Origin of the sequence: Paenibacillus sp. LjRoot56 (assembly GCF_964253335.1) — a bacterium.
Lineage (GTDB): Bacteria > Bacillota > Bacilli > Paenibacillales > NBRC-103111 > Paenibacillus_E > Paenibacillus_E allorhizoplanae.
Genome location: NZ_CAXURV020000001.1, coordinates 1,275,925 through 1,298,129, shown reverse-complemented (window position 1 = coordinate 1,298,129; position 22,205 = coordinate 1,275,925). Strand labels below are relative to the sequence as shown.

The following is a 22,205-nucleotide window of genomic DNA, read 5'->3' as shown; positions in this document are numbered from 1 at the left end:
ATTTATTGAAGCTCATCATGATAGGCCAGAACGGCTCCAAGGGGATCCGCTGCTTCCCATATCCCGCTCATCACCGCGATGCCTGATGCTCCTGCATCCAGAACGGACTTTACCCTCGCAGGTGTCATCCCGCCTATCGCAATCACAGGAATGTTAACGTGATTAACTAATTGTCTTAACTGCTCCAAACCCCTAGGCGGTACGCCTTGCTTAGAGTTTGTCGCAAAAATATGACCGAACATGACATAATCGGCCCCTTCTTTTTCACGCCACATCGCCTCGTCTGCACGATGCACAGAGACTCCGATGCGCTGAATCCCGCGGCAAAACTCATCTTGAATAACAAGAGATGGCGTCGTGCCTGGAAGCTGAAGCCCACCTGTTTGCAAGGCTAGAGCGATAGAGGGAAGACCGTTGACGTACAGGCTTTTGGCTGGAATCCCTTGCTCCAATAAGTACTGAACGCCGATAAACACTTCGTCCAAGGACTTCGTCTTCTCGCGAATATGAATCGCTGTGACATATGGGTGAATCTGCGCCGCAATCTTTGCGATCTCGGACCATGTTTGCTTCCCGCCCGATATAACATGCAGTTCTTTCTGTGACACGCAAGGCTCGACTCCTCTCCACGGAACATCGCTTCTCTTTCACCAGCGCCCTTCATCCTGACTCTGCTCGTAAACACAAAAAAACCACTTTCCTCAGAAAAGTGGTTGTAGGCTGCCTCATCATAAACAGATATAAAATCGGCTCCAAAGCTCGTTCCACTTTCCTCCGCTGGCATAAACCAGATCAGGTTCAAAGGGTTCAGTCTACACTGTCTCAGCCTCTCGGCGCCCCTAGGGATTCATTCGTATGCAATTACTAAACATCATAGCATGACAGCCAACTCTTGGAAATAACAATTTTCCATTTCAAGTTGCAGCTGACCTAGCCATTCTCAGCTCGCTGAGAATTACGTCTCTCTATTGAAACCATTTCCAAAACTTCCCGTATAGAGTATCAGTAAATCTTATATTAAGGGGTGTTTGCCATGGAACCATTTGTACTGCCAGAACCCGATCGACGAAGACCCTCTTCCCTTCCGCCAGGCTTGATGACCAAAATTGTTATCGGCCTTGTTATCGTTCTCGCCCTTATTTTTGGATCGTCCACCTTCTACACGGTACAGGAGCATGAGAAGGCGGCTATTTTAACATTAGGCAAATATACAACAGAGAAGGAAGCTGGGCTTCACTTTAAACTCCCTTTCCCTATTCAACAGGTGATTGTCCTTCCTGCCAAAAAGACACAACGTATCCAAATCGGCTTCCGTGAAGTGGGTGGCAAAATCACTCCCGTAGAAGAAGAAGCGATGATGATTACGGGGGATGAAAATATTTTATCCGCTGATGCCGTGGTTGAATGGAATATCAGTGACATGCGCAACTACTTGTACAATATTGATAATGCAGAACTGTTCCTACGTAACTCCGCAAGCGCAGCGATTCGTTCAGTTATTGGCGCTACTGCGCTAGACTTTGCCATTACAGAAGGAAAAACCGAGGTCCAAGGCAAGGTCAAAGAACGCCTGATCGAGATGCAGACGAAATATCAAACAGGAATTCATATTGTCGATTTGAAATTCCAAGATATCGAGCCGCCAGCTGGCGATGTGCAGAATGCGTTTAAAGATGTAACTAACGCGCGTGAAGAGAAAAACACGAAGATTAACATAGCTACGAAATACGAAAATGATATCCTTCCTAGGGAGCGCGGTAACGCTCAAGCATTGCTTGAGAATGCCGAAGCACAGAAGAAATCACGGATTTTGAATGCGCAGGGGGATGTGGCGAAGTTTAATGCCCTGTATGCGGAGTATGCCAATAATAAATCAGTCACAGAGAGCAGGCTTATCATCGAGACGTTAGAAAAAATATTGCCGAATGCCAAAATTTTCATCAGCGACAGCACTGGCGAAACGGTCAAATATTTACCAATTAATGAGCTGCTGCGCACACCTGCTGCTGCAACTGGCACGACTGGAGGGACTGCGAAATGACCTTACAAAATAAATGGATTTTGAGATCCATCCTTGGTGTCGTTCTCGTTATTTTCTTCCTGATTTCCATCTTTATTGTCAAAGAAGGCCAATACCGCGTCGTTCTCAAATTTGGAGAAGCCGTTCGGATCCAAACAGAACCTGGTATTCATTTTAAAATTCCATTCATTGAATCGGTTCGTACGCTTCCCAAATATCAGATGGTGTATGATAGCAAGCCTACTTCCATTTTGACCAAAGATAAGAAGCCGATCGAAGTTGATAACTATACAGTATGGCGGATTGATGATGCTCAGCAATTCTTGCGCACAATTCAATCGATCACAGGCGGGGAAGAGCGTATTGATGCCGCAGTATATAACACCGTTAGACGGAAACTATCGGAGATCAATTACAGCGATATCATTAGTGAAAACACGCAACGTGGTAACTTGAACGATGAGATTACGAAGGAAGTTTCTGAGTTAATGGAGCGCGATAACTACGGTATCCAGATCGTCGATGTACGCATTAAACGCACGGATCTGCCGGACTCCAACAAGCAGAGCGTGTACAAACGGATGATCTCTGACCGCCAATCCATTGCGGCGAAGTACTTGTCCGAGGGCGATGAGGAGTCGAAGAAAATTACCTCCAAAGCTGACAGACAGGCGAGCGAGTTAATTGCTCAAGCTCAAGCGGATGCTAAGAAAATCGTGGCTGAAGGGGAGCAAGAAGCGGCTAAGATTTACAACTCCGCTTACGGTCAAGACCCTGCTTTCTACAATTTCTATCGGACGCTGGATAGTTACTTGGTGTCATTTAAAGGGGAGCCAGTTATCATGCTGCCGATCGATTCCCCTTACACAAAAATTTTACTTGGTAAATAAAATTGGTTAACGCCGTAAAGCATACTCATCCTAGGATGAGTATGCTTTTTACTTATTCTCTAGTTGCGGACCGTGGTCACCCACTCTCCATCCTCCGGAATCACAACCTGCTCCAACAACCCTTCCAATCCCAATCTGCCCCGCAAATCCGCTCGCGTCACATGACAATGATTGATCGCATCCATGTGCACGGCAACGATTTTCGTGAATGGCGCATACTGGCACAGGCTCACCACATCGTTCGCATCCATTGTGATGGGATCCCCCACTTCGAACTGCGCACCGCCCGCATTGACGACTGTCCAATCTGGCAGATACGTTTCCAACGCTTGCTGTACGTCGTCACACCAAATCGTATCTCCCGCGAGATATAGTGTTGGCTCGTTCTCCGCTTTGAACACAAAGCCCGAAACCTGCCCCATCAACTTCCCAATCTCCTCAGTTCCATGCTGTCCAGATGTTCGGAACAAGGTTACTCCCTGTTGCGTAAGTGACTCATTAATGGCCGTCACGGACGTAAACCCAGCAGCCTTAAACACTCCTTCATCTCCTGGTTGGCACAGGATAGGCGTCGATTTCGGCAGTGCTTCCGCTGCTGCTCCATCCCAGTGATCCCCATGCAAATGTGTCACAATAATCAAGTCTGGTTGACCTATTTCCGCTATCGGAAATGGCAGAGGCACAAGGGGATTCCGTCTTGGATTGGCTGTATTCACGATTGCCGGGTTTACCCCCGCGTCACTAAACATCGGATCAATCAGGAATTTAATGCCTGCGTATTCCAGCCAAAGTGTGGCATGGCGAATGAGTTGAAGCTTCATTTTCAAAGCACCTCTTATCTTCTAATTGTTGTTCTGCTACAATTGTAAAATAATTGGCTTGTTTCTCATACAATCTGCTGAAACGAATATACGATTTTCCATTTCATTGTGAAAGGAATTCAACACGTGCTAAGCAACCCACCGATCGATGAGATCGATTTACGTATCTTACAGCATTTACTGCTAGATGCTACTCAGTCGCATAAAGCGATTGGTCAACAAGTTCATCTAACTGGCCAAGCGGTCGGCGCACGCGTACGTAAGCTCCAGGATCTCGGCATCATTACGGGTTATACTGTAAACTGGAACCCTGAGAAAATCGGGCAGGTCGTGCACGCGTTTATCGTTGTTTTTATGAAATCTAATACGGCTCATCAAGCTTTCCTCACATATATTCAACACCAAGAGTGTGTTGTAGAGACGCACCGCGTTAGCGGCGAAGGCTGTTATTGGATGCGCGTGCGCGTCCGTACGCCCCTTGAATTGAATGCTTTCCTGGATGAACTTCTCACCTATGGCAATTACAAAATCAGTCTTTCCATCGGGCAAGTCAAATAGCAATCTGCTTCGCCTCAAGCTGGTCACGAAAGGATGTTCACCTAGATGCTGCCTCAATTAAATCGTCAATTAGAAAAGATTTTGCCGCTGATCACACCCATTAGTGTCCTTATCGGAGTTCTACTCGGAAGTCACTTATCTGGATTTACTTATTTGTCGCCATGGTTGTTTGCTTTCATGACTTTTTCGGGGAGCATCGCTTCGAGCTTCAAAGAATTCATCAAGGTCGTCGTTCAACCACTGCCTCTTCTCACTACTTTGTTCATTTTGCATGTCGGGATGCCACTGATCGCACTCGGACTCGGTCATGCTGTCTATAGTCATGAACCGCTGACAATTACGGGACTTATTTTGGCCGCAGCCATTCCAACAGGGATTACAAGCTTTGTGTGGGTGGCTATTTATCGAGGCAATATTGTGTTAACGTTATCGATCATCCTGATGGATACGATCCTTTCACCCTTCGTCGTGCCGTATACGCTCTCTGTATTGGTTGGCACCAAAGTGCAGCTCGATACGTTTGCGATGATGAAAGGCTTGTTCTTCATGATCGTCGTTCCTTCTCTCATTGGGATGCTGCTGAATCAATGGACGCGTGGGAAAATTAAGGAGCAATGGGGAGGCCGTTTAGGTCCTTTTTCGAAAATATTCATGGGCGTCGTCGTTGCCATTAACAGCTCCGTCATCGCTCCGTATTTGCGTGACTTCAACGCAAAGCTGCTCGGGTTGGCAGGTTTTGTACTTATCGTGGCATCACTTGGCTACATGATCGGTTGGCTTGTCGCTAGATTGTTCCGCTGGGAGCAAGATGTCGTGGTTGCCCTTACTTTTAACAGTGGTATGCGTAATATTAGTGCGGGCGCGGTACTCGCTGTAGCTTACTTCCCGCCACCCGTGGCGATCCCAGTCGTGCTTGGCATGCTGTTCCAGCAATCCCTTGCTTCTCTATTCGGCTTTCTGCTGAATCGGAAATATGCCTTGAAAAGTGGTACGCCAAGCTTACATGTTAATGGTGTTAAACAAATGTGAAAAAGACTGCTCAGCAATCGCTGGCAGCCTAAATGCTCCTCATTATTTGGATAGCCGAGTAAACATCACATACGAATAAATAATCGGAATGAAAGAACTAATGACGATAGCGGCTATAAATATGCCGATCGCAATTGAGCTCGTTAAAAACGCTGCAATGAAGGCAACAATGCCGCCAATCATCATCAGTGGACCTCCCAAACGATGTGTCTTTCTCCAAATTTCTTCGTTAGCGAGCGTCCACGGTGTCCGTATGCCAAACGTATAGTTGGGCTTCACTTGTGTTAAAAAGTTCCCCATCACGGCAAACAACACGCCCAGCAAAATCATCGTCATTTTCTTAAAGTCCAAGCTGTAGCCCAAGTTAAAGACAATGATTGCCCAACCTACGATAGCTAAAAGGATCGTAACACCGAATCGCGTCACCTCAAATGCTGCAGGAAATTTCTCGAAATTCGCTTTTTTCGGATCGATCGCTCTCATAGCCCGCATGAATAGCGGCAGCAGACCCAGCAGTACTAGCATGAGCAGCGAGATTTCTTTGCTCATCGTCCCGTTCACTTCATTATTGACGCCAAAATGGCTCGCCATCGTGTCCGGAAGACGGTTATACAGAATGAAGCCCCCTAATGCTGGTGAGAGGCTAATCACAAGTAACAAGATTTCCTTCCATTTTTTCATGACGATTCCTCCTTATCTTTTTTGTTAAGTATGTTAAACATCCATCCCATAACGTCTTCAACAACCGTGGTGTGCAAGGTATATAGAATATGTTGTCCTTGACGTTCATCCATAACGAGTCCTGCCTGTTTAAGCAGGTTCAAATGATGCGATATGCTCGGTTTACTAATCTTGAAATGATCAGCAATATCACCCGCATTCATACTTTTTTCTCGCAGCAGTTGCAATATTTCACGACGAGTCGGGTCCGCCAGCGCTTTAAATGCCTCATTCAAATGGAAGCTCCTCCTTATTTAGATATTTGTCTAAATGTATAATAAAATAATACATCGATTATTCCCACCTGTCAATTGGCATGTGTCTTCAACTGTTTTGGCTATTAGACGATGTAGGTTTATAATAAGAAAGAGATTTTCGGGCACCGAAAACTTATACTTTCTTATGTGGTAAAGAAATCAAACTTAACTTCTCGCGTCAGACAGGATGGTACACATGAACGATAAAATTGTAATGCCCGTTTGGACAATCGGTTTGTTCATTGTGGTTATGAATACGACGATGTTCAACGTCTCGATTCCCAGTATTATTCAAGATCTTAACATCACAGCGGATCTCGGATCCTGGGTCATCTCCAGCTATTCCATTGGCTATGCCTTATCTACGGTTATATACAGTAGACTCTCCGATGTGGTGCAGATTCGTAAACTGCTCACGGTAGGGCTGATTGTGCTCGGACTTTCCTCAGTGTTCGGACTGTTCGCAACGGAGTTCCACACACTGCTGGCGGCACGTATTCTACAATCCGCAGGCGCAGGGGTGATGGCTGGACTTGGGTTGGTTCTCGCCAGCCGCTACATCCCGATTGAACGAAGAGGTTCGGCGATTGCGATGATTTCCGCTGGGAGCGCGATGGCCTTCGGACTCGGCCCGATCGTTGGCGGATTAATAAGTGAATACTTTGGCTGGAATGGGTTGTTCGCCATTACCTGCCTAGTCTTAGTCATTCTTCCCATTCTCTTGCGCTTGCTTCCCAAAGAACAGCCTGTGCCGTTCCGATTTGACATGCTAGGGGCACTATTGACGGTCGTCAATGCCGCGACCTTACTACTAGCGGTCACGCAAATTTCTGGCGTTTGGCTTGCCATTAGTGCCATTTCCTTTGGCTTACATGTTTGGCACTTGAAACGATCAAGTAACACGTTCATAAACCCCTTATTACTCGCGAATCCAGCGTTTCGGAAGCTTGTCGTCATTGGGTTTTGTATTCTGGTTCTGAACCTTGGGAATCTATTCCTAATGCCACTCGTTCTGGCTAAGGTGTTCAATCAGTCCGCCATGACCATCGGTTTAACGATTGCGCCAGGAGCGATTCTATCCGCGTTCCTAACCCGCTTCGTCGGCCGCTGGATTGATCGGTTCGGCAATCTGCGGTTTCTACTCATCGGCCACGGGGTGTTATCGCTGGTGATGATCGCTTTCTCGACGTTGCTTGGTGCTTCACCGCTTGTCGTGCTAATCGGTTATCTTTGTTTCTCGCCTGCATTTTCCGCGACGATCGCATCGCTAAATAATGAGACTTCACGTATCTTGCCGAAGCATTTAATTGGCTCGGGCATGGGACTTATGCAGCTGATCCAGTTTTTTGGAGGATCGATGTCCGTCGCGATATGCGGCATTCTACTTGAAATCCAACGGAGTACGTCGCTACTGCATGCTTACAAGCATGTATATGGTTTGTTAATTATCGTTGGGCTTTGCTCACTAGGCATGCTTCTGTGGTACAGGCTCTCAGGGATGCGGGTAGGTATCGAGGATAGCGCGGCAGCCAAATAGAAACAGAACGATGATCCAAATGAATAAAGGCACCCTCGTCCCCATCTCGGGGTGAAGGTGCCTTTTTTGAGTTTTAAGCTCTTCTGCACAACTTATTATCCATTTTATAGTAGAACATACTAGGTGATTGAAATAACCAAGTAAGGAAGTGACAGACGATGTGGAAAAAGATAATGGCACTAGGGCTCGTCGCTATAGGTTTGCAAGTCAGTCTTGGGGCTTCTACAGGGAACGCTTATGAATACGAAGATACACCAACGGAAGTCGCGGATGGGATCCATATCCCCAAAGAGTTAACTTTGCTTGAGGACATTCCTTATTATGTCATTCCTAATGCTCTGTTGAACAAAGCGGAAGGGTCCTTATCCCCCCAAACCGTTCAGGTTATCGAGGCAGAGAACCATTGGTCAGGAGCTTGGAATTGGTGGAAAATTCATACCGACGCCGGGGATCGATGGATAAAAACCGCTCCTTGGCAATTCGATGCCCCGCCGCCAACGACAATCAATTTGATGACCGAAACTTCCCTGTATGCGAAGCCATCAGAAAACAGCAAGCCTACAGCAGCCCTTTCCCCACAAGAAGTCCAAGTGGTTGACGCGGAAAAAGGTTGGTTCAGGAATAGCTCTGGAACAAGTGATGATTACAATCCCAAGAAGTGGTTGAAAATTCATACAACATGGCTGGGGGATCAATGGATTCATTTGAATTTAGATCAGATTGGCACCTTTTATCCAGCAGATCAAATGAGCTTTTATGCCAATTTCTATTGGAACCTTACACCTCAAATGAATTATCAAACCTATCAAACCGACGGGACACTTTCGAAACAGTTTGTACATGTGACTGGCAAATTTCGGACTTTGCTCGGTACCTATTATCAGATTGAAACAGATGATGGAACGAAATGGGCATTTGGCAGTGGACAACCGATCGTAGCCGAAACCAAGATCATTAAACGAACAAAGCCAAGTGCGTTGTATGCCTATCCTTCCTCCCAGTATGAGGAAGAGCCTAAGCTAATCCTTACGGGAGACTTGCCTGCTTTTGAGAAAACGTATAATGAGTACATCACGAATTATGGCTATGACGGTGATTGGTATCACGTTCGTACCGCGCAGGGTGAAGGCTGGTTTAATCCTACATTTGCCGAGCCTGAGGATGCAGTCGCTGAGACCGCAACGATACAACTTAACTCTCCTGTCACGACGCTTTTTCGCTATCCAAATACCGGAATTATCCTCAATCATGGACAGATTGGCCCACAAACGCTCCATCCCATAGCTGCTTGGACCGACCCGAATGGTATCCGTTGGTTCCAGATTAACTCTTTCGTAGGTACATCTTGGATTCGTCTTGATCCCTTCCAAGATAGGGTGATCCTGAAAGACCGCGAATCCGATATGTTAATCCAGGGAGACAGCTCCTTTCAAGGAGGTTTCAATCAAAATGAGAAAGGTGCCTATACCGACGGTAATGTATTCATCGGATACGACGACAAGCAAGGTGAACCCTTCTTAGATACTGCCTATCTAGCGCGTTTGTATCATTTCGATCTATCAGGTCCAGACGTCGCCGGCTGGTGGACGTTAACGAACGATTCCGGGTATGCTTTTCAAATAAAAGCAGGTGACCTTCAAGCTAGAACCCTTTGGGAAGGTAAGCTAGCTAAACAATTGAAACTATCGTCTGCACCTGATTCCTCAAGTGTTCAAGGCCCGCCATTCCTAAGTCTGACCGATATAAGGACTTTGTTTGGAGCTACCACAAGCGTTAACATCGGCTATCAGGATAGCAGGGTTATCACATTGAGTGCTCAGCTGTATAAGATTAATAACTTACAACTGCCACCTGTTGCTTCTGCTCATCCTTTGCATATGTCAGGGCTTATCTATGAAAATCGATATGTAGAGTTCAATAGCATCGCTCCTGCCTTACAAATCACAGTGAAGAACCGCGATTTGGGCGAAACATCCACAACCGAACAAGTTGCCGCGATGAAGCTACTTTATGATTTAGGTTATAGTAGTAGGCTTTATGACATTTCAATGGATCACCCACTTCAGCCAGGGATGAATCATTTAACCATTCGTTTCCAAGTTGGTGAACGAATTATCTTGCAGCGTGATTGGGATATCATGCATACGGTGAAATAGCCATATGTACAAGAAAGCAGGTTGCCGAGGAGGCAACCTGCTTTTTCAAACTCTACAATTAACCACGCCTCCACTCACGCTTTAGCATGCCATATACGATAAGGTCGATGTAATGATCGTTCAACCATGCAGCATCCCGAATCTGCCCTTCTCTCGTAAACCCTAATTTCTCCGGAATGGCTCGGCTTTTGAAGTTGCTATCCCCACATCTGATTTCGATACGATTTAGACCCAGTTCGTTAAACGAATAGTCCACAAGCCATTGGCAGGCTCGGGTCATGATGCCATGTCCTTGAAAGCCTTCTCCTAACCAGTAACCCAGACTAGCGCAATGATTAGCCCAATTGATCGGGTGAAAACCGATGCAGCCTGCGAACTCTCCTTTGAACCAAATGCCAGCATTGAAGCCATTATTGGATGCCTCTTGACTCTGACAATGCTGGATAAAAGCTCTTGAATGATCGCTATTCCGTGTTGCATCTACCCATGGCAACCATTCTCTCAGGTAGTCACGACAACTGTCTGTTAATGCAAATATGGATTCAGCATCCTTTGGTTCGAGTGATTTCAGTGTAAGATCAGCATCCAGTTCAATGCGCATATCTTCTTCCCCTCCAAGTGATTTCTCAAGTCGATCCCTTCGCATAAACTGCAAAAAATAACATCATTTCTCCGATGATTACGTAATTCGGCATTTCAAACATCAGATCCAACCCAAGAAATACAGCTAATAATCCTAGAAACACGGCTAGATGAGCTATCTTTAATCGTTGATGTGCATGTCTATACTTGTGGAAAACTAGCGATGTCGAGAAAAAGTACAGAAGCACAGAGCCGAATATAAAGCTTAACATAAACCCATAATTTAACTGCTCCAAGAATAACAGCTGGATCGATGCGGCAATCATACACAAGGATAAATAGATGAATAAATGGCCATAGATGATGGTCTGACCTGCCGTTTCTAGGGCTTTGTTCACTTTCTTCTCCACATTCTCAAAGTATTGCCACCACATCGCAATGATGAGCAGAAAGGTGAGCGATGCGAACAGTATAGATCGCCATGTCCAATCACTCGACTGTAAGACAGTCAATATGCTTATGACTGATTCCCCAAGTAGAATCAGCGTAAATAACGAAAAACGCTCTAATAAATGGTGGGTATTAATCGGGCTTCTCACCAAGTATTTCCGCCCCATTAAGGGGAGTAAAGTATCCACCATAATACCCGCATACAACACCGCGTAGCGAATCCATGAGTCAAAAAATAGGGAGAGTGCCGATATGGCAAGTCCGATCCAAAAACGGCTGCCTAAATATCGTGCAGTAATCCGTCGATGATCGTCTTCTTTTTTATGTACAGCCAAGTATTGAATCGCCGTCATCGCTCGCAATCCTAGGTAGCCGATGAGAAAGGGCACAAAATACTGATCAAAGTCGACGGACAAGCTAGCCGTCATTATTAACACGAAAAATAATTGCAGAATGAGAAAAACACGATGCGACGTACTATCCCGTCCAAACCGATTGACAAATAGGGACTGCCCCACCCAAGCCCACCAAATCGGAATAAAGATTAGAACGAATTTGCTTAAATACTCCAGTGGGATCGTTCCGTGATGCACATGCAGCAAGACGTGACTTGCTTTGGAAACAGCTGCTACAAAAAGCAGGTCGTAGAATAGCTCAAGCCAGGTTACCTTTTTCTCGACCATTGCTTTGATGTGATGCAGCCCTGATGCGGGATTGTTCATTATTGGGCTCCTTTACTACATTTCATCGTCAAAAATGCCGTCTCCACATATTCGAGATGGAAATGGATAATCCTGTAGTTTGAAAAAAGCCACGCCCTCTGAGGACGCAGCTTAGCTAAACGATCTCATTTAAATACGGGAATAGCCTCTGTGTAGACTTCTTCCGCTCTGCCACTCGTATAGGTTACCTTGCGGTCCTCTCAGTATACATTAAAGAGCTGCCATCAACCATTGACGTTCCTCTTCCCCAACGGCGTGGATCAAGTGCGCAAGTACTTTCTTCTGTTCCGGATTCAATCGCGCGAATACCTTAGGTTCTGCATGGCATAACTCACGAATCGCAGCTTCGAGCTCATCCCGACGGTTCGCCGCCTCAGGATCACCAGTGAACGCCGGAAACGCCTTCGCTTCAGCGAATTCCTTGATAACAGCATCGGATAATTTCCGCAGATAAGGCTGCCTTTTCTCACTAATGAACGTCCCCAGCTCATCTAGCAAATATTGAAAGGCATCGCTTTTGCGACTCGCACCAAATGTAAACGACTGCTGCCCACTTAGATCCTCACTACTAAAATCAAATTGATCAAATAGCTTACTCTGAATGTAGACACTATGGTAAAAGGAATCCCCTTTATTGTTAAACGTTGTGGGCTGTTTATGCTGCTCTTTCAACTTCGAGTCAATAAAATACAGCTTCGAATATTCATGATTCATGCGATCTTCCCAACGAATATACGTGATTCGAAATTTCGTCTGCGACATCGTATGGGCGAATGTGAAGGTTTCCTTCTCCGCAATCAAACTAGCATAGTCCAGCGGTTCACCATCAATACGAATTGTGTAAGGCTTGTCCGCATGCAGTTCCAAAAACCATCCGAATTCTCTGCTCAAGAATGCCAGAAAATCCTCAACCACGAACTCTTTGATGATATTGTTAAATGTGACGGTTGTCCCTCTGTCTTTATCCGTTAGATCAGGCTTGGTCACGTGATAGGCATCCAATTGTTTGGCTTGAATATGAATCTTATACGTATTTTTGAGCAGGAGACCATCCTCGTATGTGGTTTGCCAAATCGCTTCTGATGCAAAATGATGAAAGGTTAGACGTCCGATTCCATTTTTACCGTGCATGGCCGAGGTTGTTCTCCCCCGTTTATCTGGATCCACAGCTTTCTCCGATTCATAGAAAGGTGTAAACTTCCCCTCTAAATCCTTCAGCTTAATCCCATACCCATTATCTGCGATTATGATTTGATCCACGCCGTCTAGTATGTTTTTATGAAGGGTTATGTCTACCGCCGTAGCCTCAGCATCGAATCCGTTCCAAATATATTCGGCAATAGCTTGCAAATAATCAAACTTACGAAGCGCTTTTTCGATACCTTTTGAGGATATTTTTATGTTATTCATGGCGATCAACCCTTTCTTCATATAGTCAGCCTGTACACCTACTCTTATCATATTGCAAAAAGCTCATTTCGTATGTCGATTGATGTCCTGTCTCTTCAAGTCTTTTTCGACAAAAAAACTGACACCTCAGGTGTCAGCTTCCATATTTCAATTCAGCAATCGCTTTTTTGTACTTATCGATTCGTTCATAGTCTTGACGGGTAGGTTGTTCAATTCGACTGAGGTCACAATTATCTTCTAAGTCCAGAAGCTTCACAATCGACGCTAAGGGGTTTACTTTTATCCTCTTAATAAATCCTTCATACGTTTCATCCGACCTTCTAGTAAGGCAATCTAGCGCTTCTAGGATAGGTAGACTAAAGCCTTCTTTTTTCAAATCAAATAGGGTTATATCCGAATCCTCCACGACATCATGTAAGACTGCAACGATGGATTCTTCCGTTGATTTGGCCCTGCTAGCTAAACGAATTGGGTGTAAAATGTAGGGACTGCCCCCTTTGTCTACCTGACCATCATGGGCCTTTGCTGCGATTAAAATGGCTTTCGTTAATGTGCTCATAGATGTCACCCTCTCACCTTGTTCGTGAAATAGCTTTTTCACCAGTTATAGCATAAGTCCCTGTTTTTGCAAATGGCTGCCGCATTGTATAATGTAAAAATGATAACGAAACAAGGAGAACCTCAATTATGCTAGAGAATGAAAACTTATCTGAAATAACAACGGCTGGTAAACGCCTACATATGCAAGGAGATTGCGAGAACTGCTTTGGTTTATGTTGTGTTGCGCTGCCTTACGCAGCTTCAACGGATTTCGCTAACGATAAGGATGCTGGACAACCCTGTACAAACTTACAAACCGACTTTCGTTGTGGTGTTCATACCCAGCTTCGTGAGATTGGCTTTCGAGGCTGTACCGTGTATGACTGCTTCGGTGCAGGACAGAAGGTTTCACAGATCACCTTCGGTGGAACGGACTGGCGTAAAGCACCTGAAACCGCGAAGCAAATGTTTGAAGTATTTCCTCTGATGCGCCAGCTTCATGAGCTGCTCTGGTATTTGACAGAAGCCTTAACCTTGCCAACGACTGATGAGATCCATAGAGAACTGCGTACGTTGCTCGCTGAAACGGAACGTCTCACAAACCTCGATCCCGATAGTCTGACCACGCAGGACATCGCCGCACATCGAGCTGCCGTGAATGTGCTGCTGCTTCGAGCAAGCGAGCTTGTACGCGAAGCAGCACTGCGCGAGTATGTGATCCCCAAAGGCCGCCGTAAAGCTTACGGGAGAGGCGCCGATCTGATTGGTGCTAAGTTGAAAGGTGCTGATCTCCGGGCCAGCAATCTACGAGGAGCCTATTTAATAGCAGCTGATCTCCGAGGTGCCGATCTGCGGAAAGCGGATCTCATCGGCGCGGATCTCAGGGACACCGACCTTCGAGGAGCGGATTTGAGCGACAGTCTGTTTCTTACTCAATTTCAAGTGAATGCTGCCAAAGGAGATAAGCACACGAAGCTGCCTGCATACTTAACACCCCCTGCACACTTCAGTAGCGAGTAGCCAAATTGTGTGGGGAGCGCCCTGTGGTGATTAGCTGGAAAACCTCCCAGGTTTTCCAGTTAGATCTTCCGATAGGACTATAGATGTCCTATAAGAAGTCTTAGAGATCCTTGACCATTCGCCATACAGCGTTGGGTTGATCTTCTTCTTTTTCTAAGAGGCGAAAGCCACTTTTCTCGTAGAAATGCAGCGCAGGTAGATTCGTTGGAGCCACACGTAAATGATATGATTTTACGCCATATTTCTCAAAGAATCCTTCCGCATAAGCCACTAACTGTCGACCGTATCCTTTTCCTCTGTAGGATGGAATTAAATAGAATAAGTTTGCATAGCCGATATAACTACCCTCATGCAGAACAATTTGAAGCTCCAGTTGACCAATGGGTTGACCTTCCTCTTCGATCAGCACAAGTCCTTCTGGAAAGCGCCTAACGCGATCGGCAATCCTCCTGACGTAGTCATCCTCATCCCCGAAGCCTTCTTCACTGCCGAAGCTCACCACATAGGAATCTTTCCGAAAGGCTATGATCGTTTCTCGATCTTTCTCCACATCTATCGTCCTAAACTCCATTGGTGCCGCCCCCTCATAGCATTATAATCACTAATTTTAAGCTGGCTTTCAGCATTTATTCGATATTCTTTCATATTACCATCGTACAATGACAACGTGGACAATCAAAAATAGGAGTGATACATACACGTATGAATATGAAAAAACTAGCAGGCATATGCATTCTGATCCCCATTCTTCTAGCAGGATGCGGGAACCAATCTGACACACAAACCGCAGCAGCAGGCACTTCTCAGCCAGTGCAGCAAACGGAGAAGGCAGCGGGAAATGGCCAACAGAATGGCGGGCAGAATCGCCCTATGATGGATCCCGCACAGAGACAGCTCTTCAGTACGTTCCAAATACTGACCATGATGGACAAATCGGATGGATTGACCATCACGAAGGAGCAAGCACAAGCCATGCTGCCTGTCGCTCAGGATATCGTCACGAAGAATGAGCTCAGCGACGACAATAAAACCAAGCTGCTGGCAAATTTGACAGATGCTCAGAAGACCTTCTTAACTGATGCAGAAACCCGCATGAGTAATCGTGGTAACGGAGGCAACGGTGGGCCGAATGGTCAGGGATCAGGCAATCGAAATGGTGGCTCCGGCGATGCAGGTAAAGCGCAATCGCCAGATGCTTCAGCTACCCCTAAAGCAAATGCCACGGATGGGGCTGGAAGTGGCCAGCAAGCCGGAGGACAAAAACCGAATGGTACTGGTGGCGGTAATGCTGGTGGCGGAGGTCAAAATGGTGGCGGCTTCGGTGGCGGCAATCGTCCTGCAGGCGGACAAATGGGAGATGCTGGTAAGGCGTTCGTTGAACTCTTGCAAAACAAGGTGAAATAAGTCGAATATTTCCGAGGAAATGATACAGCCCTGAGTCCACTGGACTCAGGGTTTTCAGGTGTTTATAAATTGCGAGAATGGGTCGTTAATGCTTCACAACACCCTATCTTCATAGTCCTTCCAGTGGGGGAATTGGGTTATCATACATTTAATATCCTTATCAGCTTTAACCGCTGCAATTCTATCTATCAAGCATAGAATAGTTTGGTAAGCATTCGATATTCTGATAGGAGATGGAGAGATGACTAACAAAAAACGTATCACAGGAAAACCGAGTAGAATTGTTCGACTTCCTAGAAGCGCAGGCATCACAAAAATGAAAGCTAATCTGATCTATCATGCTCAACTGAAGAAGCACAACAAACTAGGAGCAGGCCGCTTGTTTCCGAACCAGACAACAATCTCCATTGGTACAGACAACTCTTGGTTCAACGCTCAAGAAATTTCGCGTGATCCAGCATGGATACCAGTGGCCAACGCCAACTATGTTTGGTTCTCTGGCAACCTGAGCAGTGAAAATGCGGTCATTTCGACACGCTTCTCGCTCTCGCAACGAAGATCTATCCTGAGTGCTTCTCTCTTTTTATCCGTTGACAACTACGCAGTTGTCATCATCAACGGTGTACCAGTGGTCTATGACGCGCCACAGAACACCCCTTCTTTCTTCAACCCTGGGCGCAGCTTCAATGTCAGACGATTTTTACGACGCGGTCGTAATGATATTGTCATCATTGCCTTCAACTTTGGTGGACCACGCAGTGCAAGCAATCCCGCTGGCGTGGCAGCAAGACTGGATATTCGACTCAGCTCATTACTGTAAATTTATGTAAAAGTAAGAAAAAGACCCCCAAACCACAATCTGTTGGCTTGAGGGTCTTTTTGCCGTTCATTGCTATGCTCTTAACGCTTGAATAACCTGCTCTGCCTTTGCTTCACCGCTCGCAACCTGCTCAATATGATTTGCAAACATATCACACATGTATACGAACAGAGTAAGAATCTCTAAAACTTCATCACTCTCGAATGTACGCGAAGCCGATAGACTATACACATAACGATAGTGGATCTCACCTTCCTCATTCACACCAAAGTGACCAATTGGCAATCGTGTATTAATTTCGAGCAAGAGCGCGGCTACTTCTTCACGGGCACCTGCTTGCAGATGAAACGGCAGTGTACTGTAGATCTGTAGAAGTTGAATTGCGACGATTTCCTCATCATTTAACGGTAAAAAACTAAAATGAAGGAAACGATCTCTTCCTTGGCTATCCTCTTGAAACCCTGCCATTAGCACATGCAGAGGAATTGCTTCGGATTTCTCTAATAAATTGGTGGCGAGCTCTGCTTCATCCAAAATCTCTTTCAATTGCCCTAATTGCGCCAAATGACGCGCATGTGCAAGCTCAGTCAACATATCGGTTCAATCTCCTATTCTCTCTTGCCCATTGCTTCAACAATGGCGCCCTTCAGCTTAGCTGGATCGCTCTCGAACTTGTACAATGCTTGAATGCTGACACCAGCTGCTTCTACAAAACTCTCTACTTGTCTGTAACGCGCGACGACTGCCTGGTCCGTCTCAACGTAGACAGGTAACTTCATAAACATATCAAAGATAAGATCTGTGTCATGCGCACGTTTTTCCAGCTTCTTCTCGGTTGATTTATCCGCGTTGAAGACTGCCTTAGTAATTCCCCATGCGCCTGCTTTCGATGCGCGATCACGCCCAGCTTGCTTCAAAGATCTGGCAATTGGCATAGCTGCACCAATACCTGTAGCAACGATTTTCAACGGTGTGCCTACTTGAGCACCTACCCCAGTAAGCGTAGCAATATCGGCGGCGATCTTCGTTAGCTCAAGCCCAATTTGAATAGCACCTCGGTCTGTCCGCTTCACGTTAATATTTTTCATTTCTTTCGCTAATTCATATTGGGCGATCTCATCGAGTTGTTGATTGGCTGCTGCTACTTTGGCTGGATCACCTGACGCAATATCAGCATGCAACTGCGCCTTTTTCGTAGCTAGCTTCGCTTTGTCGACACCAGCATTTCGCGTGTACCAGCGTTTTTCTTTGAGAATATCGGCATTCCCAGCTTTGCCTTTGAAATCACGTTTCATCGTCGTCATCGCACTGCGATTTAAGCCCGCTTTGATCACATCAACCGTTTTGATAGCAATTTTCACGCCGCTCACGGCAATACTGACGCCTGGTATAACAGCTGTCAAGCTAGCCGTGCTTGTCTCCATGATCTCCATGATGCCTTTCGCCACTTTGATACCTGATTGCGCAGCTTGGATCGCATTACTAATGATCTCGATCGTCCCTCTTGCTTTTTCACCTTTATCGAGCCCGCCATTTTCGGAGGCCTTACTGTACATATCATAAATGCCTTTAACGGCCATAATCGTATTTTTAACTGCGGAAATCGCTTCGGCTACGGTTCCCGCATAATCACTGACGGAGGAAGATCCTCCGACCCCATTTTCTTTCCCAGTTGATTTGGCTGCTTTATCGACTAAACCAGCCGAGCCGCTGACCATTTTACCGCCTGATTCGATCATAGACGATCCTGTACCTGCGTACTGCCAACGTTTGTTATGACCCGTCCGGTTGGCATCGCCAGAAACGGAAAGTGTTTCTCTAATGGCACTCATGATCTGGAAAGGACCGCTTACAAGATCTGCAGTAGAAGCTACAGCGCCCATGGTTGCTGACTGCTGCGCAGTCCCAGCATCCTTCGTCTTATCGTAGGAATCTTTCAGATCATCGGCACGTTTACCGAAGCTGTCGGAGAACGTTCCGCCGACCCCAGCTGTCATATCTGCGTTATCCTTCGTATCATCACCCGTTGGATGCATCGTAGAAGCAGAAGCAACTACTGGCGGAGCTGCGGTTCCTGCAGTTCGGGTTAAGGTCGGCGGTGCTACCTGCGACGCTGGTGCCACTGTAGCCGCTCCCGGCGGAGCGACCGTCCCTGCAGTTCGCGTTAAGGTCGGTGGTGCTACCTGCGACGCTGGTGCCACTGTAGTCGCTCCCGGCGGAGCGACCGTCCCTGCAGTTCGCGTTAAGGTCGGTGGTGCTACCTGCGACGCTGGCGCGACCGTTGATGCTGGTGCAACAGTTGACGCTGGAGGTGGCGCGACTCCTACTGCTCTTCCTCGATGGAACCTCACTGGAGGAGCTGGCGCTGCGCTTTGCGGTGCTACCTGCGTCGTTGGCGCTACCGTTGACGCTGGTGCCGGAGCAAGTCCTGTTGCTCTCGCTCGATGGAACGTCACTGGGGGAGGTGCCACTGTTGCTGCTTGTCCTGAATTATTACGCTGAATGAGCTGATTCGCGTAAGCCTGTGTTGCACGGTTACCGACCGTACGCTGCATCTGCATAAAGATGTTTGTCCCCATAGGTGACATTTGTGAGGCACTCGTACTTGTCGGAGCCGATAGCGATTGCTGCGCTTGCTGATGCGAGGGGCTCACTGGTTTGGTCTGGCCTTGTTTTCCTTGGGGCATCTCTACCTAGCTCCTTCATGTAATATATTCTTTTTTGTATGCTTTACTTACCGCCTCGTTGTTGAACAACATGCGTTAATTCATGACCAAGCAGTTCTTGCCCCTCGCGTGAATCTGGATTGTATCGGCCTTCTCTGAAGAACACATCATTTCCCGTAGCAAAAGCTTCCGCACCTAAAGATCTATTAATCTTTGATGACTCTGAATCATTATGTATATTTACGTTGCTGAAATCAGTTTTGAACGCCGACTCCATCTTCGCTTGAATGCTTGCATCCATTTTGCTGCCGCTGCCTTGTTTCGCCTTAATCTGCGATTCAATCCCTTCACCAGCTTCAAATCCACCTTCGGACGACGACTTCATCTGCAGCTCTTCATCTTCCGACTCGCCGCCCTCTGAGCGCTGAATCGACTCTGCCGATGACTTCATTTGCAGCTCTTCATCTTCCGACTCGGGACCTTCTGAGCGCTGAATCGACTCTGATGATGGCTTCATCTGCAGCTCCTCTTCTTCCGACTCGGGACCTTCTGAGCGCTGAATCGACTCTGATGATGGCTTCATCTGCAGCTCCTCTTCTTCCGACTCTGGACCTTCTGAGCGCTGGATCGACTCTGATGACGGCTTCATCTGCAGCTCCTCATCTTCCGACTCGCCGCCTTCTGACCGCTGAATCGACTCTGATGATGGCTTCATCTGCAGCTCTTCTTCTTCCGACTCTGGACCTTCTGAGCGCTGAACATCTGGCTTTGAAGCGCCACTGCTCTCCGAAGCAGCAATATGGTCCGCTGCTTGTTTCCCCATCTGATCCGCTTCCTGTTCATACGCATCACCAGCTGGACCAACCGTCATTTTAGTCTGAATATTCAACATATTTCCCACAGCGCGATTGCCGATAGCACGTTGAATGTTCATCAGATCGGAAGATACAGGAGAATTACTTTTATTACTTTTCTGATTCGTATGCAAAGAAGAATCTGGTTGCCGGTTAATATAGGATTTTTGCATGGCATAACCCTCCTAGCGAGCTTTTGATGGATGCATTCATTGAACCCTGATTTGCACTTCTACATGTCCGTTCCGTTAGTAGCAAGAAGTCTGTCAATTAACTATATCACAACGCTATGAAGCGGAGTTTACTATTAGATTGAATAGCGATCTATAATGAGCACAGCAATATCATCGGATTGCACGGCACCATCTGCGAACAAATCAACATCTTGCACCATATGACTTAGCAATTGGTCAGGCTTACTTGCCTGCTCCTTTACCAATACATCCTTTAGTCGAACAAAGCCATATTGGTTCTGAAGTTGATCTTCAGCCTCCGTAATGCCATCCGTAAACACGATAATGCGATCTCCTAGATCTAACGTGACCTCATTATCCATATATAACATGTCGTCCATAACGCCAAGAGGGAGTCCTTTTTTCCCTTTCAGCAGCTCAACTTCACCGTTAGCTCTCACAATGTAAGGCGGACAATGACCACCATCACTATACAAAAGCTGGCCTGTCACTACGTTCAATACGCCGCAAAATATCGTCGCAAACATGGTTGAGTCATCCTTATAAAGCTCTTGATTGACAGCCGTCAGCAGCTCACCTGGCGTCAACTCCACGGACATCTTTCCTTTGAGCAGTGTCATTGTCACCGCCATGAATAAGGCGGCTGGAATTCCTTTATCAGAGACATCACCCAGTACGAAAAACAAACGATTCTCGTCGATACGAAAATAATCATAGAAGTCACCGCCTACCTCGCGTGCAGGTCGAATGATTGCCTGAGCATCCGCTTGGGCACTAAGAAGTATCTCATCGCCAACGATTCCACCCTCAGCATCCGCAGCACGAACCTCTAGACTTAAGCTTTTACGAGGAAGAAACCCCATCTGAATATCCGTTGCGATACGCAGTTCACTTTCCATGCGTTCCTTAGCTGCGGTCGTAACTTTCAATGCATGTACCGACTTCTCGAGTGCATCGTACAGCATGGCATTTTCTAGCGAAGCAGCTGTTGGCGAAGCGATCGATTCCAGCAACTGCAAGTCTCGTTCCGTGAACGGTGCATCGCCCCTTTTGTTCAACACCTGCAGCACGCCAATGATCTTCCCCTTGCTGACGAGAGGAACACAGAGCATGTTGCGGGTTGGATAATCGACGCGCTTCGCGACCTTGGACGACCAGCGTTCATCTCGTGCAGCATCGTCAATCTTGACCGACTTCCCTGTCTGAGCGACCCAGCCTGCGATACCTTCGCCGATCTTGAGGCGGATTTCACGCACCTCATCACCTTTGGCTCCAAGTGCAAGATCGAAAAACAGTTCGCCCCTCTCCTCATCGACCAAAATAACGGACGAAGCCTCCGCGTTCATGATACGGGAAGAGGTTTCCATGATTTTGACAAGCAAATCCTGTTTGCGAATCGTTGAATTCACTTCCAGGCTCACATCAAAAAGCTGCATCGTCCGCTCCAGCTCCAGCTCTGCTGCTTGCCGCTTTCGATGGCCAAACTGCAACTGGATGACAGCCACAAGACACAGGATAACAAGCACGCCTACGACTATCTCCATCCAGCTCAGCT

General features: G+C 46.7%; 22 protein-coding genes and 1 riboswitch. Of the genes, 9 read left to right on the top strand and 13 right to left on the bottom strand.

Annotation, left to right across the window (positions count from 1 at the left end):
• Positions 1-2: 2 nt before the first annotated feature.
• Positions 3-608: a thiamine phosphate synthase gene (locus ACSQ8O_RS05820; RefSeq protein ID WP_436240808.1), complete on the bottom strand. Its 606-nt coding sequence runs from the start codon at positions 606-608 to the stop codon at positions 3-5.
• 144 nt (positions 609-752) lie between these two features.
• Positions 753-851: riboswitch (TPP riboswitch) on the bottom strand.
• A gap of 182 nt (positions 852-1,033) precedes the next feature.
• On the opposite strand from ACSQ8O_RS05820, the gene hflK reads away from it, so the two are divergent.
• On the top strand, positions 1,034-2,041 hold the full coding sequence (hflK, locus tag ACSQ8O_RS05815) for an FtsH protease activity modulator HflK (protein ID WP_063795431.1): 1,008 nt from the start codon (positions 1,034-1,036) through the stop codon (positions 2,039-2,041).
• Positions 2,038-2,910, top strand: a complete 873-nt coding sequence (gene hflC / locus ACSQ8O_RS05810) for a protease modulator HflC (RefSeq protein ID WP_173118889.1) — start codon at positions 2,038-2,040, stop codon at positions 2,908-2,910. Before hflK ends, hflC begins: the two co-directional genes overlap by 4 nt.
• Before the next feature lie 59 nt (positions 2,911-2,969).
• On the opposite strand, the gene ACSQ8O_RS05805 is transcribed toward hflC, so the two are convergent.
• A complete protein-coding gene (locus tag ACSQ8O_RS05805; protein WP_436240807.1) occupies positions 2,970-3,731 on the bottom strand; it encodes an MBL fold metallo-hydrolase in 762 nt (253 codons plus the stop codon).
• A 108-nt stretch (positions 3,732-3,839) separates the two neighbouring features.
• Here ACSQ8O_RS05805 and ACSQ8O_RS05800 point away from each other — a divergent pair, with 108 nt between their 5' ends.
• Both ACSQ8O_RS05800 and ACSQ8O_RS05795 read left to right on the top strand, forming a co-directional pair.
• Entirely contained in the window at positions 3,840-4,289 is a 450-nt protein-coding gene (locus ACSQ8O_RS05800; RefSeq protein WP_436240806.1) for an Lrp/AsnC family transcriptional regulator, read from the top strand.
• 45 nt (positions 4,290-4,334) lie between these two features.
• Positions 4,335-5,318, top strand: coding sequence for a bile acid:sodium symporter family protein (locus ACSQ8O_RS05795; protein ID WP_436240805.1), 984 nt, complete (start codon positions 4,335-4,337; stop codon positions 5,316-5,318).
• A gap of 42 nt (positions 5,319-5,360) precedes the next feature.
• Here ACSQ8O_RS05795 and ACSQ8O_RS05790 read toward each other — a convergent pair whose 3' ends face one another.
• Together ACSQ8O_RS05790 and ACSQ8O_RS05785 are read right to left on the bottom strand one after the other, a co-directional pair.
• Positions 5,361-5,999 (bottom strand): SdpI family protein, encoded by a 639-nt coding sequence (locus ACSQ8O_RS05790; RefSeq protein ID WP_436240804.1) that lies wholly within the window; start codon positions 5,997-5,999, stop codon positions 5,361-5,363.
• The gene (locus ACSQ8O_RS05785; protein WP_173118880.1) at positions 5,996-6,274 is read right to left on the bottom strand and encodes an autorepressor SdpR family transcription factor; all 279 of its coding nucleotides are present in this window, start codon (positions 6,272-6,274) and stop codon (positions 5,996-5,998) included. Before ACSQ8O_RS05785 ends, ACSQ8O_RS05790 begins: the two co-directional genes overlap by 4 nt.
• A gap of 217 nt (positions 6,275-6,491) precedes the next feature.
• Between ACSQ8O_RS05785 and ACSQ8O_RS05780 the strand changes: the two genes are divergently transcribed.
• Positions 6,492-7,832, top strand: coding sequence for an MFS transporter (locus ACSQ8O_RS05780; RefSeq protein WP_436240803.1), 1,341 nt, complete (start codon positions 6,492-6,494; stop codon positions 7,830-7,832).
• 158 nt (positions 7,833-7,990) lie between these two features.
• Positions 7,991-9,988: a hypothetical protein gene (locus ACSQ8O_RS05775; protein WP_436240802.1), complete on the top strand. Its 1,998-nt coding sequence runs from the start codon at positions 7,991-7,993 to the stop codon at positions 9,986-9,988.
• 58 nt (positions 9,989-10,046) lie between these two features.
• Here the strand turns inward: ACSQ8O_RS05775 and ACSQ8O_RS05770 are convergent, their stop codons facing one another.
• The 4 genes from ACSQ8O_RS05770 to ACSQ8O_RS05755 all read right to left on the bottom strand — a co-directional run bounded on the left by ACSQ8O_RS05770 (position 10,047) and on the right by ACSQ8O_RS05755 (position 13,711).
• Positions 10,047-10,589 carry a GNAT family N-acetyltransferase gene (locus ACSQ8O_RS05770; protein ID WP_436240801.1) on the bottom strand — a complete coding sequence of 181 codons (543 nt, stop codon included), beginning with the start codon at positions 10,587-10,589 and terminating at the stop codon, positions 10,047-10,049.
• Positions 10,590-10,614: 25 nt separating this feature from the next.
• Entirely contained in the window at positions 10,615-11,703 is a 1,089-nt protein-coding gene (locus tag ACSQ8O_RS05765) for a low temperature requirement protein A (protein ID WP_436241950.1), read from the bottom strand.
• A gap of 249 nt (positions 11,704-11,952) precedes the next feature.
• On the bottom strand, positions 11,953-13,203 hold the full coding sequence (locus tag ACSQ8O_RS05760; protein WP_436240800.1) for an ATP-binding protein: 1,251 nt from the start codon (positions 13,201-13,203) through the stop codon (positions 11,953-11,955).
• A gap of 82 nt (positions 13,204-13,285) precedes the next feature.
• A complete protein-coding gene (locus ACSQ8O_RS05755) occupies positions 13,286-13,711 on the bottom strand; it encodes a GTP pyrophosphokinase (protein WP_436240799.1) in 426 nt (141 codons plus the stop codon).
• A 128-nt stretch (positions 13,712-13,839) separates the two neighbouring features.
• On the opposite strand from ACSQ8O_RS05755, the gene ACSQ8O_RS05750 reads away from it, so the two are divergent.
• The gene (locus ACSQ8O_RS05750) at positions 13,840-14,712 is read left to right on the top strand and encodes a pentapeptide repeat-containing protein (RefSeq protein WP_436240798.1); all 873 of its coding nucleotides are present in this window, start codon (positions 13,840-13,842) and stop codon (positions 14,710-14,712) included.
• Between the two features lie 100 nt (positions 14,713-14,812).
• Here ACSQ8O_RS05750 and ACSQ8O_RS05745 read toward each other — a convergent pair whose 3' ends face one another.
• Positions 14,813-15,283: a GNAT family N-acetyltransferase gene (locus ACSQ8O_RS05745; RefSeq protein WP_436240797.1), complete on the bottom strand. Its 471-nt coding sequence runs from the start codon at positions 15,281-15,283 to the stop codon at positions 14,813-14,815.
• A gap of 131 nt (positions 15,284-15,414) precedes the next feature.
• On the opposite strand from ACSQ8O_RS05745, the gene ACSQ8O_RS05740 reads away from it, so the two are divergent.
• Positions 15,415-16,116 (top strand): hypothetical protein, encoded by a 702-nt coding sequence (locus ACSQ8O_RS05740; RefSeq protein ID WP_436240796.1) that lies wholly within the window; start codon positions 15,415-15,417, stop codon positions 16,114-16,116.
• Between the two features lie 241 nt (positions 16,117-16,357).
• Complete coding sequence (locus tag ACSQ8O_RS05735) at positions 16,358-16,936, top strand: hypothetical protein (RefSeq protein WP_436240795.1); 579 nt, start codon at positions 16,358-16,360, stop codon at positions 16,934-16,936.
• Positions 16,937-17,008: 72 nt separating this feature from the next.
• On the opposite strand, the gene ACSQ8O_RS05730 is transcribed toward ACSQ8O_RS05735, so the two are convergent.
• The 4 genes from ACSQ8O_RS05730 to ACSQ8O_RS05715 all read right to left on the bottom strand — a co-directional run bounded on the left by ACSQ8O_RS05730 (position 17,009) and on the right by ACSQ8O_RS05715 (position 22,194).
• On the bottom strand, positions 17,009-17,530 hold the full coding sequence (locus tag ACSQ8O_RS05730) for a YbjN domain-containing protein (protein ID WP_436240794.1): 522 nt from the start codon (positions 17,528-17,530) through the stop codon (positions 17,009-17,011).
• A 14-nt stretch (positions 17,531-17,544) separates the two neighbouring features.
• Positions 17,545-19,623, bottom strand: coding sequence for a hypothetical protein (locus ACSQ8O_RS05725; protein ID WP_436240793.1), 2,079 nt, complete (start codon positions 19,621-19,623; stop codon positions 17,545-17,547).
• Positions 19,624-19,666: 43 nt separating this feature from the next.
• Entirely contained in the window at positions 19,667-20,629 is a 963-nt protein-coding gene (locus ACSQ8O_RS05720; protein WP_436240792.1) for an eCIS core domain-containing protein, read from the bottom strand.
• A 134-nt stretch (positions 20,630-20,763) separates the two neighbouring features.
• Positions 20,764-22,194, bottom strand: a complete 1,431-nt coding sequence (locus tag ACSQ8O_RS05715) for a PP2C family protein-serine/threonine phosphatase (RefSeq protein ID WP_436240791.1) — start codon at positions 22,192-22,194, stop codon at positions 20,764-20,766.
• Positions 22,195-22,205 lie beyond the last annotated feature (11 nt).